Source organism: Dyella sp. BiH032 (assembly GCF_031954525.1).
Taxonomy (GTDB): Bacteria; Pseudomonadota; Gammaproteobacteria; order Xanthomonadales; family Rhodanobacteraceae; genus Dyella_D.
Genome location: NZ_CP134867.1, coordinates 4,884,777 through 4,900,382 on the forward strand (window position 1 = coordinate 4,884,777; position 15,606 = coordinate 4,900,382).

The 15,606-nt window shown below is 63.9% G+C and carries 14 protein-coding genes; 11 read left to right on the forward strand and 3 right to left on the reverse strand.

The genetic code is table 11. The features are described 5' to 3' along the window. Positions 1 to 2: 2 nt before the first annotated feature. From RKE25_RS21575 to RKE25_RS21605, 7 genes are all read left to right on the forward strand, one after another. Complete coding sequence (locus RKE25_RS21575; protein WP_311840136.1) at positions 3 to 3,380, forward strand: host specificity protein J; 3,378 nt, start codon at positions 3 to 5, stop codon at positions 3,378 to 3,380. Next, complete coding sequence (locus RKE25_RS21580; protein WP_311840137.1) at positions 3,377 to 3,760, forward strand: hypothetical protein; 384 nt, start codon at positions 3,377 to 3,379, stop codon at positions 3,758 to 3,760. Before RKE25_RS21575 ends, RKE25_RS21580 begins: the two co-directional genes overlap by 4 nt. Next, the gene (locus RKE25_RS21585; RefSeq protein ID WP_311840138.1) at positions 3,738 to 3,926 is read left to right on the forward strand and encodes a hypothetical protein; all 189 of its coding nucleotides are present in this window, start codon (positions 3,738 to 3,740) and stop codon (positions 3,924 to 3,926) included. The genes RKE25_RS21580 and RKE25_RS21585 overlap by 23 nt, the downstream gene beginning before the upstream one ends. 64 nt (positions 3,927 to 3,990) lie before the next feature. Continuing rightward, entirely contained in the window at positions 3,991 to 4,815 is an 825-nt protein-coding gene (locus RKE25_RS21590) for a tail fiber domain-containing protein (RefSeq protein ID WP_311840139.1), read from the forward strand. Positions 4,816 to 4,948: 133 nt separating this feature from the next. Further along, the gene (locus tag RKE25_RS21595; RefSeq protein WP_311840140.1) at positions 4,949 to 5,845 is read left to right on the forward strand and encodes a tail fiber domain-containing protein; all 897 of its coding nucleotides are present in this window, start codon (positions 4,949 to 4,951) and stop codon (positions 5,843 to 5,845) included. A 74-nt stretch (positions 5,846 to 5,919) separates the two neighbouring features. Further along, complete coding sequence (locus tag RKE25_RS21600; RefSeq protein ID WP_311840141.1) at positions 5,920 to 6,321, forward strand: pyocin knob domain-containing protein; 402 nt, start codon at positions 5,920 to 5,922, stop codon at positions 6,319 to 6,321. Between the two features lies 1 nt (position 6,322). Then, on the forward strand, positions 6,323 to 6,667 hold the full coding sequence (locus tag RKE25_RS21605) for a hypothetical protein (protein ID WP_311840142.1): 345 nt from the start codon (positions 6,323 to 6,325) through the stop codon (positions 6,665 to 6,667). Between the two features lie 44 nt (positions 6,668 to 6,711). Here the strand turns inward: RKE25_RS21605 and RKE25_RS21610 are convergent, their stop codons facing one another. After that, positions 6,712 to 7,743, reverse strand: coding sequence for a hypothetical protein (locus RKE25_RS21610; protein ID WP_311840143.1), 1,032 nt, complete (start codon positions 7,741 to 7,743; stop codon positions 6,712 to 6,714). Between the two features lie 228 nt (positions 7,744 to 7,971). Here RKE25_RS21610 and RKE25_RS21615 point away from each other — a divergent pair, with 228 nt between their 5' ends. The 4 genes from RKE25_RS21615 to ubiE all read left to right on the forward strand — a co-directional run bounded on the left by RKE25_RS21615 (position 7,972) and on the right by ubiE (position 13,749). Beyond that, the gene (locus tag RKE25_RS21615) at positions 7,972 to 8,868 is read left to right on the forward strand and encodes an HAD family acid phosphatase (RefSeq protein ID WP_311840144.1); all 897 of its coding nucleotides are present in this window, start codon (positions 7,972 to 7,974) and stop codon (positions 8,866 to 8,868) included. 311 nt (positions 8,869 to 9,179) lie between these two features. Then, on the forward strand, positions 9,180 to 10,157 hold the full coding sequence (locus RKE25_RS21620) for a hypothetical protein (RefSeq protein ID WP_311840145.1): 978 nt from the start codon (positions 9,180 to 9,182) through the stop codon (positions 10,155 to 10,157). Between the two features lie 61 nt (positions 10,158 to 10,218). Continuing rightward, entirely contained in the window at positions 10,219 to 12,942 is a 2,724-nt protein-coding gene (gene plsB / locus RKE25_RS21625) for a glycerol-3-phosphate 1-O-acyltransferase PlsB (RefSeq protein ID WP_311840146.1), read from the forward strand. Positions 12,943 to 12,996: 54 nt separating this feature from the next. Beyond that, entirely contained in the window at positions 12,997 to 13,749 is a 753-nt protein-coding gene (ubiE, locus tag RKE25_RS21630; RefSeq protein ID WP_311840147.1) for a bifunctional demethylmenaquinone methyltransferase/2-methoxy-6-polyprenyl-1,4-benzoquinol methylase UbiE, read from the forward strand. Positions 13,750 to 13,862: 113 nt separating this feature from the next. Here the strand turns inward: ubiE and RKE25_RS21635 are convergent, their stop codons facing one another. After that, positions 13,863 to 14,261: a GGDEF domain-containing protein gene (locus RKE25_RS21635; RefSeq protein ID WP_311840148.1), complete on the reverse strand. Its 399-nt coding sequence runs from the start codon at positions 14,259 to 14,261 to the stop codon at positions 13,863 to 13,865. Between the two features lie 23 nt (positions 14,262 to 14,284). Beyond that, the gene (locus RKE25_RS21640) at positions 14,285 to 14,722 is read right to left on the reverse strand and encodes a hypothetical protein (RefSeq protein ID WP_311840149.1); all 438 of its coding nucleotides are present in this window, start codon (positions 14,720 to 14,722) and stop codon (positions 14,285 to 14,287) included. Positions 14,723 to 15,606 lie beyond the last annotated feature (884 nt).

Consider the following 15,606-nt stretch of genomic DNA (forward strand, 5'->3'; position numbering starts at 1 on the left):
ACATGACTTCCACCCTTCAAGGCGCCAAGGGCGGCAGCAAGCAGCGCACGCCCGTCGAGTCGCCGGACAGCCTGCGCTCGATCGCCTACTTCCGCATCCTCGACCTGGTGAGCGAAGGCGAGATCGGCGGCCTGGTAAACGGGCTGCAATCGATCTATCTGGACGAGACGCCGCTGGCCAACCCGGACGGCTCGCTCAACTTCCAGAACGTGCATGTGGAGACGCGCACGGGCACGCAGGACCAGGAGGAGATTCCCGGCTATCCGGCCGTGGAGAACGAAATCAGCGTCGGCGTGGAGCTGAAGCAGAGCACGCCCTGGGTGCGCTCGCTCAGCAACACCTCGCTGTCGGCGGTGCGCGTGACCATCGGCGTGCCGGGCCTGTCCAAGGCCAATACGTCCAATGGCGACATCAACGGCTACTCGGTGCAGTACAAGATCGAGGTGCAGACCGACGATGGTGCGTACCAGCTCGCCTATACCGGCGCGATCACCGGCAAGACCACCAGCAAGTACCAGCGCAGCCACCGCATCGACCTGCCGGCGGCGCAGAGCGGCTGGAACGTCCGCGTCACGCGCATCACGCCGAACGCCAACAGCTCGGCGATCGCGGACATCACCACGATCGACAGCTATACCGAGGTGATCGACGCCAAGCTGCGCTATCCCAACAGCGCACTGCTGGGCATCTCCGGCGACGCGGCGCAGTTCAGCAACATCCCCAGTCGCGCGTACGATCTGTGGGGCCGCATCGTCCAGGTGCCGAGCAACTACGACCCGCTGGCGCGCACCTACAGCGGCGTCTGGGACGGCAACTTCAAGCCGGCGTGGACCGACAATCCGGCGTGGATCTACTACGACCTGTCCACGCATCCGCGCTACGGCCTGGGCCATTTGGTCACCGCCGCGCAGGTGAACAAGTGGGAGCTGTATCGCATCGCGCAGTACTGCGACCAGTCCGTGAGCGATGGCAAGGGCGGCACGGAACCGCGCTTTACCTGCAACGTGTTCCTGCAGACCGCCAGCGACGCGTACAAGCTGCTGAGCGACCTGGCCAGCGTGTTCCGCGGCATCTCCTACTGGACCGGCGGCGCGATCACGGCGTCGGCCGATATGCCGGCGGACCCGGTGTATGCCTATACCGCGGCGAACGTGATCGGCGGCCAGTTCACCTATGCGGCGAGCACGCGCAAGACGCGCTACACCACTGCGCTGGTCACCTGGAACGACCCCTCCGACTTCTACCGCGCCAAGGTCGAATACGTCGAAGACCGCGCCGGCCTCGCTCGATACGGCATCCAGCAGGCCACGCTCACCGCGTTCGGCTGCGCCTCGCAGGCGCAGGCGCAGCGTGCAGGCCAGTGGGTGCTGCTGACCTCACGACTCGAAACCGACACTGTCACTTTCAAGGTGGGCATGGACGGCACGATCGCCGCGCCGGGTCAGATCATCCGCGTCACCGATCCCGCCCGCGCCGGCAAGCGCCAAGGCGGCCGCATCCACGCCGCAACGAGCACCGTGGTGACGGTGGACAAGGCGCCGGAGCAAGTGGCGGTAGGCGATCGTCTCACCGTGATGCTGCCGACGGGCGTCTCGGAGACACGAGCCATCACAGCCATCGACGGCGCACAGCTATCGGTGGCCGGACCGGGTTTCTCGGCGCAGCCGGACGCGGAGTCCGTCTGGGTGGTGGAGAGCGATACCCTCGCCGCGCAGACCTATCGCGTGCTGTCGGTGACCGAGGACAAATCCTCCAGCGACATCAGCTTCACCATCACCGCCCTGCAGCACGTGCCCGCCAAGTTCGAGGCGATCGACAACGGCGCGATCATCCAGGTACCACCGATCAGCTCGCTGCCGGCATCGACGCAGGCAGCGCCGGCGAACGTGCGGTTGGATGGGCATGTGGTGATTACGCAGGGGATCGCCACGAATGTGCTCACCATCGCCTGGGACAGCGCCCCAGGCGCCATCAACTACCAGGTCGAATGGCGGCGCAATGACGGGGAGTGGGTGAGCGCCGGACAGACCGGTGGCCTTGCCTTGGATGTGCTGGGAATTTACACCGGCAGCTATGTCGCGCGAGTGCGCGCCATCAGCCCCGGCGGCATCGCCTCGCCACCAGCGCTATCCCCGCTCTCCGATGTCGTCGGCAAAACCGGCTCGCCGCCTGCCGTCACTGCCCTCACCGCCACTTCCAAAGTATTCGGCATCCACCTCGATTGGAGCATTCCTGCCGGCGCGGAGGATACGCTGCGTACGGAGATCTGGCGTTCGGCGTCGCCCGATCTGAGCACGGCGATCAAGTTCGCGGATCTTGCCTATCCGCAGGACGCACTGGAACTTGACGGCTTGGCGGCAGGCGTATCGTTCTACTTCTGGGCAAGATTGGTCGACAAGAGCGGGAACATCGGCGCGTTTTATCCGAGTGGTGCGGGCGTTAAGGGCCAGAGCAGCGTCAATCAGTCCGAGTACGACACCTATTTCGCCGGCAAGATTAACCAAAGCGCGCTGGGCCAGGATTTGCTCGGCCCCATCCGATCCATCACGCCTGACATGGCCGGAGACGCAAGTTTGTTTGCCGGGGATAACACGCGCTATGCCGGCGTGTGGTCACAGCTCAGTTCCGCGCAGGCTGGCAACATGGCGATGGCCTCGCGGGTCGATACGGTACAGGCGTCGGTAAACAGCACTACGGCCTCGGTTCAGCAGGCGAGCCAGTCGCTCGTGGATCTGAGGGGTAAGGTCGCGGCGGCCTATACGCTGCGCGCGCAGGTCGATGCTCAAGGCCGCATCTACGGCGCTGGCTTCGGCCTTGGCGTCGAACAACAGTCAGATGGAAGCTATCAGTCGCAGGTACTGTTCCAGGCGGATCGACTTGCGCTGGTCAACGTATCCAATGGCCAGACGTCCGCGCCGTTCGTCATTCAGAACGGACAGACGTTCATCAACCAGGCATTCATCGCCGATAGCACGATCACGACGGCCAAGATCGGCACGGCGCAGATCGATACGCTGAGGATTCAGAACAACGCCGTCACCGTCCCGGTCTACGTGAAGAACAATGCCGCGCAGGTTCCGGCTGGCAACGTTGCGGTGGCGACGTTCAATGTCGACGTGACGACATCATTCTCGATCATCGGCACCACGTTCTTCTTCGGCTCAGGGACATCCGGTTCGTGGTGCCAGGCCATTCTGTATGTGGATGGCCAGCAGGTGGATTCTTTCTACGCGTCGGGCTTGACGCCCCCGCAGATCCAGCTGTCCAAACAGCTCGATCTTGGCCCAGGCAGCCATACGGTGGTGCTCTCGGCCAACTCGAACCTCATCCAGGCCAACTTCACCGGCGCATCCATTCTCGCCCTGGGAGTCAAACGATGAATTATTCCGCTTACGACGAGCGCGGCATCTTCATTGCCGAGCTCGCCTTCCCTTCGCGCGACGACGCGGCGCTCACCGGCAAGCTCATGGGTGCGGCGGGCGTCCTGGAAGGAGACCACGACGCCGCCACCCAGTGGTATGACCAGCTAGGCGGCGAGGTGAAGCAACGCGCGCCCATGGATGTACACGTCGATGGCACACGTCTCTCGGGAGTGCCTGCGGGGGCGACGATCCGCGTGGAAGACAGCTCGCATGTGGCTGACGGCTCCGATGTCGAGCTGTCGTTCGAACATCCGGGGCGTTACCGGGTCACGGTGGCGCTGCCTCCCTTCCTTCCTTTCGAGGCCGACATCGACTATGAAAATTCACCACAAATCTGACTATCGCGCCCTTCGCCGCGCCCATTATCCCGACGCAGGCGACCAGCTGGACGCCGTTCTCGCCCTGGCCGAATCCTTGCAGCAAAGCGGATATGTGCTGCCTGAAAAAGTGCGGCAATGGATGGAATCCTGCCAGGACGTCAAGCGACGCTATCCGAAACGCTGACAACCATGGATGCCGCCGCTCGTCACCATGGGCGGCGTGGAACGTACCAACGGAAGCTTTTCTCATGCCACAGCAGACCATCAACCTCGGCACGCCACCCAGCGGCACGGACGGCGATACCGTCCGCACTGCCCTGTCGAAATGCCAATCGAACTTCAACGAACTCTATGCTTCGCCGGTGTTCACCGGGAATGCCAGTGTTTCCGGCACGCTGTACTGCAACGGCGGCACCGCGCAGATCGGCGCGTCCAGTGGCACTTATCGCTCGATCAACTACCAGGGCATCGTCACCACCAGTACGCCAACCATCCCGGGGCAGGCTGCCATGACGCTCGCGCTGACCACCTCGGGAAGCTATGGCGGCGGCTACGGCCTCGTCGATGGCAGCTACAACATCGGACTCTATTCAGTCTACGGCACCCTGAATATCGGCTTCGGTACTGGTAATGGCGGATTGGCGTCCAAGCTGACGCTCACTCCGTCGGGCAATCTCACGATCACCGGCACGCTCACGCAATCGGATTATCGATTGAAGACCGTGATGTCCACGGTCGACAGGATCGATGCCATGCGGGCCATCCTCGGCGTCAGGCCCGTCCTTTACACGATGAACGACGATCCCACCCGGCGCGCCGTGGCGGGGGTGCTCGCGCACGAACTGGCTGAAGCCATTCCCCACGCAGTCGTTGGGTCCAAAGACGAGACGCATCAAGTTCCTCGCATTGACGAGCAAGGGCGATTCCAATGCCATGCGACCGAGCCGAGGTATCAATCCGTCGATTACAACTCCGTCTTCGTGACACTGCTGGCAGCATTCCAGCAGCTCGTGGGCGACGTCGAAGCTCTCAAAGCCGAACTACGCGGCTTGATGCTGCCGCAAGACGCCTGATCGACCTGTCTCGCTGCCGGAAAGCTCTTCTGGACGCCTCGCTCGCGAACAGCCCCTGCCGGTCCTCGACCGGCGGGTTCGCTTACGGGCCTCACCCACCGTATCGATCTTTCAACCCATCATTGGACCGATCATGGCACAACAGCAAATCAACCTTGGCACTCCGCCAACGGGTGCGGACGGCGACACCGTACGCACAGCCCTATCGAAATGCGTGAACAACTTCAACGACCTGGATGCACGCGTCACTACTGCAGCCAGCACAGCCAACGCGGCGTTGCCCATGGCTGGCGGCAGCATGATGGGGTCGATCGTCAATCGCTTGAACACCTACACCAATGTAGGAATGCAAATCACCAATCCGTCCGGCGGAGGTATTGGCGGCTCCTGGTCGGACTGGGTCAATCGCGGTGCCGCGATCCAGCTCGATTGCCTGAATCCCCAGGCGGCTTACCAGATCGTCCGCGCTTCGCACTGGGGTTCCCGACACCTCGCCAGCATCGATGCATATGAAGGCGGATCGCTTACATCACAGCCACGCTTGCACATTCATGTCGGCGGAACCACCAACGCATTTCAGTTTGTAGAAGGCGGCAGCGCCATCTTCGCCGGAACGCTTACGCAGAACTCCGATCATCGAATCAAGGATGACGTCACCGACCTGGAACCCGCGTCAGTAGCCGAGCGACTGCGTTCAATACGAGCAATCGAATACACCGACAAGCGGGATACCTCGTCGCGTCGCGTAGGCGTGATCGCTCACGAACTGCAGGCACTTTTCCCTTTGCTGGTCGATGGCGTGAAAGATGCGGTCAATACCACCCAGGTATGGGAGGGCGACCTCACGCCTTACGAGCCAGGGACGGAGCCACACGATTACGTGCCCCCGATCAGAGTCAAACGCGACGAACCCGCGCTGCAGAACGTCAACTACATCGGGCTCATCCCGTATTTGATTGCGGCGTGGCAAGCCAGCGATGCGCGAGTTGCGGCCCTTGAGAAGCGCATTGAAGCAATCTCGTCGAAATAGATTTCCCGCAGCAATTTCTCTGCGATGCCACTACCTTCCCGAACCGGCTGGCATCAATCTATCGGATGACATTCATGGCACAGCAACTTATCAATCTCGGCACGGCACCCGCTGGTGCCGATGGCGACACAATTCGCACTGCCCTTACGAAGAGCAACAGCAATTTCTCGGACTTGTACGGGCAGATTGGCGGCAAGATGGGCGCTACGGTCTTTACTTCCAATGTAGATGCCAACGCGACGCTTCCGTGCGGCAGCTACGGCTCATATAGCAGTGGCGCCACTAATGCCCCTGAAAGCAGCGGTGTCCTGCTGCACTTCATCGGCGCTCCGGACGGCTGCCAGATCTGGCAGGGATACGGCAATGGACGCATGTACCACCGCCAGCGCTGGGGAGGCAATTGGTCGGCTTGGTATCAGATCTGGACCACGGCCAGTACCACGGTGGATGCCAACAACTTCATCAAGCGTGCCTGACATGTCTATCACAACCACCACCGCATTTAATTTGCTTCCCGATGGCTCGATCGTAATGCAAGGCGACCATGCGCCCGGCGTAAGTGGTGCCAAACCCTTTTCAGAGCTGGGCGTTCAGTCCCAGCGCAAGAACCTTGGAAGCTATGAGATTCGTGGCCCATCTATCTCGCTTCCCGATGGCTGGCGCGCCACGGTCTATAGGGATGAGAACGACGAGCCGACCCTGCGTATCCGGCTTCTACCCGACGCCGACGTCCTCACCGTACTGACATCCGACCCAGCAAGCGGCGAGCCCAAGGACATCGTGCACATGCTCACGCTGCGTGTATCCATAGCATCCGCGTAAATAAGATATAGAGGCTATTGTGGTCAGCGGTCCCGGCAGTGCGCCTAAATCAACCGCTCCGCCTCCAACTCCCCCTTCAAATACGCATAGTAGATCGGCGCAGCCACCAACCCCGGCAACCCGAACGCCGCCTCTACCAGTAACATTGCCACCAGCAATTCCCACGCGCGAGCACGGATCTGCGTGCCGACGATGCGGGCGTTGAGGAAGTACTCCAGCTTGTGGATGAGGATGAGGAAACCCAGGGCCGCCACGCCGACGCCGAGCGAGACCGAAAGGCCGGCGATGGTGATGGCGGTGTTGGAGATGAGGTTGCCGATCACCGGCAGCAGGCCGACGATGAAGGTGATCACCACCAAGGTCTTGGCCAGCGGGATGTGAATGCCCATCAGCGGCAGCACGCCGAGCAGGAAGATGGCGGTGGCGACGGTGTTGATGAGCGAGATCTTGATCTGCGCGAACACGATGTTGTGGAAGGCCTCGGCCAGGCGCTGGCACCGCAGGCCGAGGGCCGCCGCGAGCGGGCCCACCTGATGCGCGGGTCGCGTGCGGCTGAGCGCGACGATGGCGCCGAGCACCATGCCGATGATGATGTGCACCAGCACGCGCGCGGTTTCCTTGCCGATCGATTGCAGGCTCACCGAATGCTTGCGGGTCAGTTCCAGCGCCATCACGCGCAGTTCGTCCACGCTGTCGGGCAGCCAGCCCACCACGGAAGCCGGCAGTTGCTGGCGCGCCTTTTCCACCAGCGGCATCAGCTGGTCCTGCCACAGCAACTCGGGGTTGCCCAGTTCGTTGCGGAAGAAGCTCAGCGCACCGAGGATCAGCAAGGTGAGCAGGCCCACCACGATCGCCGCGAGCAGCGCGACCACCAGCACGCGCGCGCGATCGCCGGGCACACGTTTGCCGAGCAGCGGCGCGGAGGACTGGACGATCTCGTACACCAGCAGCCCGGCGAACAGCGCCGGCAACAGGTGCAGGCATAGCACCAGCAGCAGGGCGACGCCCGCCAGCACGTAGGTGGCGATGCGGATCGGCAGGCTGGGCTGGCGGGGTTGGGGCAGGCTCGTTTCCATGAAGAGGTGTGGCAGTCCGGGGAGTCCGCAGTCTGTCAGCAGCCCCTGACAGCCGCCACCCCGGAAAGGCAGGGTGTCGCCCTGCGCTTCAGGGAAGCAGAAGTCGCGCACGGTTGGCGCGCGTCCCTGGCGCACCGGGTGCCTGCCGGGGGTGGAGCGGAGATGCGGTCGCATCCCTGTCGTAAACTGCGACAGTTCTGTCCGACTGCTTCATCCACAGGGAATCCCATGCGCACACGCCTGACGGCGACTTTCGCCGCCCTCGTCCTGCTCGCCGGCTGCTCGGCCCACAATCCCGCCAAACCTGCAGCCGCCACGGCGGCCACGCCGGCGCCTGAAGCGGCGAAACCGGCCGCCGCGGACGACAACCTCAACGCAGTGGCCTGGACCCAGACGGCGATCGAGCACGACCTTATCTATGTGCAGACATACCGCGACGCGCAGGCCCGCCTGCTGGCCGCGCTGAAGGACAAGAGCTGGGACGCGCTCACCAAGGAAGACCGGGTAGCCCCCGCCAAGGGCCTGAAGCCGGCCATCGTGCTGGATATCGACGAGACCGTACTGGACAACTCGCCTTACCAGGCGCGCGTGATCCGCGGCGGCGGGGAGTTCAACGAGGCCGACTGGGCCGCCTGGTGTAAGGAAGCGAAGGCCCGGGCCCTGCCGGGTGTGGTCGAGTTCACCCAGTTCGCCGCCAAGCACGGCATCGCGGTCATCTATATCTCCAACCGCGCCAAGGACCTGGACCAGGCCACCCTGGCCAATCTGCGCAGCGCGGGACTGCCGGTCTCCGGCCCGGAAGCCTTCCTGGGGCTGGGCACCTTCGTCCAGGACTGCGAGCAGGTCGGCACCGAAAAGGGCTGCCGGCGCCAGCTGGTCAGTCGCAAATACCGTGTATTGATGCAGTTTGGCGACCAGATCGGCGATTTTGCGACCGTCCTGGCGAATAACGCCGAAGGGCGGGCTAAGGCCATCGCCCCCTACATGGCATGGATCGGCACGCGCTGGTTCGTCCTGCCCAACCCCACCTACGGCTCCTGGGAGCCGGCTTTGTTCAATAACGACTGGAGCGCGCCGCGCGACGAGCGTCATCGCTTGAAAGTCAATGCGTTACGCATCGACTAAGTCTGGCGATCGCGAAAAATCAATAGGTTAGCTAACGAAGCGCAGGTATTGCCTTAGCTTCGCGGCTGCGGGTAAGATCGCCGGGCCGACCCTGCTGACCTACAGATTCTGCGGGCAAGGCCATTTCCCTTCCGGCTCTGCCGGATTACCCCGCGAGGCCCAACGCCCGCGGGGTTTTCTTTTGGGCGCCCCGGAGCGTGAACAGGCTCCGAAACCGGACCACCGACCCTTGTCTCGCTCGTTCGGGCGCACTTACGCTCCAGCGTCCATGGCGGGCTCATCCGCCCGTGCGCCTTCCGCGAGACCCTCCCATGCGCTTCCGTCCGCTCCGCCATCTCCTGCCCGGGCTGGTCGCCCTGGTCCTGCTCGCCGCTTGCCATGACAAGGACAAGCCGCAGACGGAACTGCCTGGCGGCGCCACGCCGGAAGCGGCCGTGCAGATCCAGGTGAAGTACCTGAAGGCTGCGGACTTCGCCGGCTTCTGGAAGCACTCGCTGCCCCCGGCGGATTACGCCACCCTGCGTGCCGACTGGCCGCGCCAGCACGCCGGCGACCCGGCGCCCAGCGCCGAGGACAGCGCCGCGTTCGAGGCCAAGATGAAGGAGTTCACCGACCCCGGCGCCGAGGACAAGCTCTACGCACAGGCGAAGCCCCTGCTGGCCCAATGGCAGCGGCAGTACAGCGACCAGCTGCCCTTCATCATCGGCGTCATGCAGGGCATCGCGCGCACGGCCCTCGACCAGAACCGCACGATGACGCCCGCGCAGAAACAACAGACCAACGAGGTGCTCGATGCCTTCGTGCCCTGGGCCCAGCAACAGTCGTCCTGGTTCGATCAAGCCAAGGCCAAGCAGGCGATCGACGCCTTCGTGGCCACGGCGCGCCAGCTGGATCTGAAGCACGCGGACCAGCTTCGCGCCATGGATTTCGATACCGCCATGCAGAAGTACGGCATAGGTTTCACCGGCCTGAAGAACGTGCTGGCGGTCTATGGCCTATCCATCGACCAGACCTTCGACTCGGTGAAGCTGACGCCGCTGGAGAGCGCCAACGGGCATGCACGGGTAAAGATCGACTATACCCTGCTCGGCAAGCCGCTGAGCACCGAAGCCACCCTGGTACAGCAGGACGGCCGCTGGTACAGCGAAGACCTGCTGCAGAACGTGCGCGACGCGCACCTGCGCCTCGAAGCGCCCGTGATGGCCGCCAGCGCGCCCGCACCGGCGAGCAGCGCACGCGCGACCACCGCGCAGGCTCACGGCGCGACGCAGCCACCGGCCAAGCGTTAAGAGCCCGTTGTTCCCACGCCCGCCTTCCGGAACGGGCGGGTACACCCGGTACAATGCGCGGATGCTGAATATGTCGACCGCGGAACTTCCCGCCCGCAGCCGCGCGCCCTGGTGGTTCAACCTGGCTGGGCAACTGCTCGAATCCTGGGTGCGCCTGCGGCGCGACCCGGCCGAACCCGCGGCGCTGCTCAAGCCCGGCATCCCCGTGTGCTACGTGGTGGAGCGCGATGGTTTCTCCGACGCGCTGATCCTCGACCGCGCCTGCCGCGAGGCCGGCCTGCCCAGCCCCATGCAGCCGCTGCAGGGCACGCGCCGCAAGCGCTCGATGTTCGCGCTGGTGCGCCGTGACGGCTGGCTGTTCGGCCGCAACCGCCATCGCGCGCCGACAGATACGCTGAGCCAGTTGGTACGCACCCTGGAAGCCGATCCGCAGCACGACATCCAGATCGTGCCCGTGTCCATCTACGTCGGCCGCGCGCCGAACCGCGAGTCGGGCTGGTTCAGTGTGCTGTTCTCTGAGAATTGGGTGATGGTCGGCCGCTTCCGCCGCTTGCTCGCCTTGCTGCTCAACGGCCGCGACACGGTGGTGCATTTTTCCACGCCGGTCTCGCTGCGCTCGGTGATGACCGAGGCCGGCGAGATTGCGCAGCCGGAGCGCTTCGCGCGCAAGATCGCCCGCGTGCTGCGTACGCACTTCCGCCGCATCCGCGCGGCGGTGATCGGTCCGGATCTCTCCCATCGCCGCACCATGGTCGACGCCGTGCTCAATGCCGAGCCGGTGCGCGACGCCATCGAGGCTACCGCGGCGAAGGAGAACATCAGCCACGCCAAGGCCTGGCGCAAGGCGCAGGACATGGTGTTCGAGATCTCCGCCGACTACTCGCACCCGGTGGTGCGCTCGGTTTCGTTCCTGCTGTCCAACTTCTGGAACAAGCTGTACGACGGCATCGCCATGCATCACTTCGACAAGGTCCGCGCCGCCGCGCCGGGCCATGAAGTGGTGTACGTACCCTGCCACCGCAGCCACGCCGACTACCTGCTGCTGAGCTACCAGCTGCATCAGTCCGGCGTGGTCGTTCCGCACATCGCCGCGGGCGTGAACCTCAACCTGCCGGTGATCGGCCCGCTGCTGCGGCGCGGCGGCGCGTTCTTCCTGCGCCGCAGCTTCAAGGGCAACGCGCTGTATTCGGTGCTGTTCAACGAATACCTCGCCCAGCTGATCGATCGCGGCGTGCCGATCGAGTACTTCATCGAAGGCGGTCGCTCCCGCACCGGCCGCCTGCTGGCGCCGCGCGCCGGCATGCTGGTGATGACGGTGCGCGCCTTCCTGCGTGCGCCGCGCCGCCCGGTGCTGTTCCAGCCCGTGTACATCGGCTACGAAAAGCTGATGGAAGGCAAGAGCTACGTCGGCGAACTCTCCGGCAAGCCCAAGGAAAAAGAATCGCTGATCGGCCTGCTGCGCGGCCTGAAGGTGCTGCGCCAGCGCTACGGCCACGTCGCGCTCAACTTCGGCGAGCCGATCGAGCTGAACCCGCTGCTCGACGCCACCGGCGCCAACTGGCGTGCCGCCAGCGGCGATCCCGACGCCAAGCCCGAATGGCTCAACGGCGTGGTCGATCAGCTCGCGGAGAAGATCCAGATCAACATCAACCGCGCCGCGGACGTGAACCCCATCAACCTGCTCGCGCTGGCCCTGCTGGCCACGCCCAAGCACGCGATGGCGGAGAACGATCTGCTCGGCCAGCTGGAACTGATGAAGGCGCTGCTCGAAGAGCTGCCCTACTCCGACCGCATGACGCTCACCCCGATGGACCCGGCCGGCATCATCGCCTACGGCGAGCAGATGGGCTGGATCCGCCGCGTGCGCCACCCGCTGGGCGACGTGCTGGTGACCGAGGGCGAGCAGGCGGTGCTGCTCAGCTACTTCCGCAACAACGTGCTGCACCTGATGGCCACCGCCGCGTGGGTGGCCTGCTGCTTCCTCAACAACCGCCGCATGACGCGCGCCTCGGTGCTGCGCCTGGGCCGCATCATCTATCCGTTCATCCAGGGCGAGCTGTTCCTGCCGTGGGACGCCGAAGGCTTTGGCCAGCAGGTGCAGGCCACCATCGACTTCTTCGTGCGCCGCGGCCTGCTGGAAGCCACCGGCGAAGGCCGCGTGCTGGAGCGCGGCCCCGGCCAGGACGATGCCGCCTATCAGTTGCGCGTCATCGCGCGCAGCCTCATCCAGGCGTTCGAGCGCTACTACATCACCATCGCCGCACTGGTGAAGAACGGCCCGCACGTACTCACGCCGTCGGAGCTGGAGAACGCCTGCACGCTCACCGCGCAGCGCCTGGCGCTGCTCAACGAATTGTCTGCGCCGGAGTTCTTCGACAAGGCGCTGTTCCGCGGCTTCATCCAGAAGTTGCGCGAGAGCAAGATCATCTGGACCGATGCCGACGGCAAGCTTGATTACGACGCCGCACTGGAAGTGATGGTGCGCGATGCCCGCGTCATCCTCGCCCGCGAAGTACGCCACTCGATCCTCAAGATCACGCCCGGTGGCGACAACGACAAGAACCTGGACGAGAAGGAAGGCACTGCCCAGGCGCCTGCCGCCGCGTCGACTCCTATCGACGAGACGGCCACCATCGCGCCGCCCACGGCCGTGCCGCTGCCGGACGATGCTTCCGCCGAGGACCTGCACCGCCGGCACGTGGATGCCGAACACCACGCTCACGAACACGAGCCCGTGCGCCCGGTCGACGGCGACGCGGGCAACGATCCGGAGCCGCGCGCCTGAGCGCGGCTTCATGACCTCTTCCACGGCCCACCGCCGCACCGGTAACGAACAGCCATGAGCGACTCGCAGCAGACCACCCATTTCGGCTTCCGCGACGTACCCGTCGGCGAGAAGCAAAAGCTCGTCGGCCGCGTGTTCACCTCGGTGGCCAGCAGCTACGACCTGATGAACGACCTGATGTCGTTCGGCATCCACCGCCTGTGGAAGCGCCACTTCGTCGCCATCAGCGGCGTGCGCAAGGGCGATCGCGTGCTGGACCTGGCCGGCGGCACCGGCGACATCGCCGCGCTACTCAAGCCGGTGGTCGGCGCCGAGGGCGAAGTGGTGGTGGGCGACATCAACGCCGCCATGCTCAGTGTCGGCCGCGACCGCCTCACCGACCGCGGCCTGGTCGGCGGCCTGCGCTGGGCGCAGCTCAACGCCGAGTGCCTGCCCTTCCCCGACAACAGCTTCGACGCCGTGACCATGGCCTTCGGCCTGCGCAACGTCACCGACAAGGACAAAGCCCTGGCCGACATCTGCCGCGTGCTCAAGCCCGGCGGCCGCGCGCTGGTGCTGGAATTCTCGAAAGTGCAGAGCGAACTCTTCAGCAAGCTCTACGACTTCCACTCCTTCAAGGTGCTGCCGAAGCTCGGCCAGCTGTTCGCCGGCGACGCGGACAGCTACCAGTACCTGGCCGAGTCCATCCGCAAGCACCCGGACCAGCAAACGCTCAAGGGGATGATGAAGCGTGCCGGCTTCGGCAAGGTGGAGGTGCGCAATCTCACCAATGGGATCGTGGCGATCCACAAGGCTTACAAGCTGTAAGCCACCGATACGCCCGAGCCGCAGATTGCGGTGAGCGCAGCGAACCCCGACAGCCACGCCGTGTAGCCGGGCGCACGTTGGGGTTCGCTTACGCTCACCCCAACCTACGGTGGCTACACGGTTTCCCTGACCGCCTTGCGCAATCGCTTGTCCACACACATCGCCGCGTCCGCCTGTGCCAGCAGCGCTTCCGGGTCGCGCCCGTCCTGCGCGGCGACGACCATGCCGATGCTAGGGCCGGCATAGTCGATCGATGTCCCCGCGAGAGCGAAACGGCCTGTGGTCTCCGCTTGCAACCGGTCGCGCATGGCATGCGCAGCAGCTTCGACGTCCCCACCATGCGGCGCATGCGACAGCACCACGAACTCGTCCCCGCCTAGCCGCGCCACGAAATCACCCGCACGCGACGCGCTCTGCAACCGTCCGCCGATGGCCGCCAGGACCTGGTCGCCCACCTCGTGGCCGTAGCGACGAGTGAATGAATGCGTTTTGCGCAGCGAAACCCAATCCACCTGTTCGTGAAATTGACGGAAGGTCAGAACCCTGGAATCAGACCGGATAAAATGGTCGACACTTGATCTGGGCTGAGGCCAGCCTCTATTGCCCAGTAGATTAGAAACTCGCCGGCGTAACCAGAAAATTCCTCGCTCGTATTAAATGAAGACCATATCAAGCGATTAACGGCGACCTCCCGCGGATCGCGCCCCTCCGTCTGGTCCGAGCGGATAATTTCAGCAAACTTCGCCACACTAACGGAGCGTTTCTCCGCCACCCCTTCATACCAATATGCCTTCGCCGCCTTGAACGCCTCTCTTTGAGTCGCATTGAACCCCGCACTCAGCATTGCACAAAGTTCTAGAGCAAATATTGCGGTGGTCCGCACGTCGCCTTGGAAACTGCCGGCATTTAAAGCGCGGTCCAGCCGATCGCTAATCTGCCTGACTTGTAAAGCCTTATATGTATCTCTTGCCATGAAAACTTACTCGCTAAGGGACTGGAGGGAGAACCGGAGGCGGAGGCGGCGGGGGAGGCGGTGGTGGCGCCACAATCCGAACACCCAACCTTTGAGCGACGGCCTCACAAGTCGCGCAAGCTCTCATTAAACGACCCGCACCACTTCCTGCTGCGCGAACGGTGGCGACGACAGAATTCTGCAGTCGAGCGCCGGCATTCAAAGCGTTGCTCATGGCGTTAATTTCAGCGCAGCATCCGTGATATGGGGAAACCTCTCCCGTACTTGCCACGCTATCCAGCGCCTCTTGTACAGTTGCATTAGTTGCCATGCCGGGCCCGCCGGCGTTGGTGCTCGCACCAGCGAAAGCCTCTCCGGACTCTGTGACTAATCCAGCCGTCGCGCCACTCGTTGCGCCACCGGCTTGGGCTGTTTCTGCAGCCTCACTCGCCACAGAAATAGCTCTTGCCGCCATCAGGGCTGCACGAGCCTCCGAAGCGGCAGCGACCACCGAGGGTACCGCTGCAGCTAGCGGCGCAGCCACGATGGCAATCGTGCCTCCCGCGATAAACTTTTCAGCAGCCGTTTGTGCAGGGACGGCGGGATATCGAACTCCCTGGTTTAGGGCTCTAAACGCCGGCCCCGTCTCTCGACCATCAAGATCAACGTTCAAGATGGGATTGTTATTGGCGTAAGCCTGCCGATTGAAAAGAAAGACGCCACCAGCCTGGGGACCCACGGGATCCGAGCTAACAAATCTACCTATGGCTGGATCGTAGTACCGGGCTTGCATATAAATAAGCCCGGAATCCGGGTCATTTACATGGCCAACATAGCCGGGACCAGGAGCTTCCTGTCCGAGCGCAAGACTCCCATACGGGCGGTAATCGAAGGTCTTGAGGATA